This is a genomic window from Stutzerimonas stutzeri (assembly GCF_000935215.1).
Taxonomy (GTDB): domain Bacteria; phylum Pseudomonadota; class Gammaproteobacteria; order Pseudomonadales; family Pseudomonadaceae; genus Stutzerimonas.
Genome location: NZ_JXXD01000197.1, coordinates 1 through 882 on the forward strand (window position 1 = coordinate 1; position 882 = coordinate 882).

Genomic DNA, 882 nt, shown 5'->3' on the forward strand with positions numbered 1-882 from the left:
GCTTCGGGACTGATGGACGCCGAGGCGGCTTTCGCGGGCCGCTGTTGCGCTGCCGCCCCGCGCCGAAAACCTCTGTCTGCCGCCATGAACGCCTCCAGCATGTGCGGGATCAACGTCGCCGCATCGACCGCCTCGCCATAGGTCTGCTCATGGAGCGCGGCATAGCGGTCAAGGTCGGCTTTCAGACTGGCCGGGCATGTGAATGCCAGTTTGATGCTGGTGTTGGACGGCAGAGGACCAAGCCGCAGTTTCCTGGTTATGCTCATCGTGAAGTTCCCTTGTTGAAGAACAGCGGCTGGTACGGCCGCAGCACCAGATCCCGATTGACGATGATGCGAACCGGCAGGCCCGGCCGCTCGGTCAAGGTGGGCTGGATGTTGAGGTTGCGGCGGGTCATCTCCTGGCCGACCTGATTGATGCTGTCCTGCGCGCTGTCGCGCCCGGCGATGATGATGCGATCGCCGTCCTGACGGTTCTCCGGCGCGGCCAGTTCGGCACCGACGCCCAGCAGCGTGGTCAGCGCCGCACCGGCGAAGATGCGGCCCCAGTGGTAGTCCACGTCGTCTTCCAGCCCGGCATAGCCGGCCGGGTCGGTGCCGGCCAGGTTGTCGAGCGTGAGCGAAGACGTGTCGGGCAGAATGATCCGGTTCCAGACGACTTGAACGCGGCTCTGCCCGTAACTGACCTGGCTGTTGTAGCGGCCGAGGATGCGCGAGCCCTGCGGGATCAGCAGGAACTTGCCTGTGGCCGTGTCATAGACCGGCTCTGTGACCGTGGCGATCACGTCGCCCGGCAAGTCTGACTTGATGCCCGTCACCAGCGCGCCGGCGATCACCGTCCCGGCCATGACCTGATACGGCGAAGCCGGCAGGGTCAGATTGC

General features: G+C 65.3%; 2 protein-coding genes. Both read right to left on the bottom strand.

What is annotated here, in order from left to right; translation table 11 throughout:
* The coding region (locus LO50_RS18605; protein ID WP_152623991.1) for a DUF2274 domain-containing protein at positions 1–266 on the bottom strand (266 nt) is incomplete at its 3' end.
* Positions 263–882, bottom strand: a 620-nt coding sequence (locus tag LO50_RS18610; protein ID WP_044315937.1) for a TraB/TrbI/VirB10 family type IV secretion system protein, incomplete at its 5' end; no start/stop codon positions are given. The genes LO50_RS18610 and LO50_RS18605, both read right to left, overlap by 4 nt.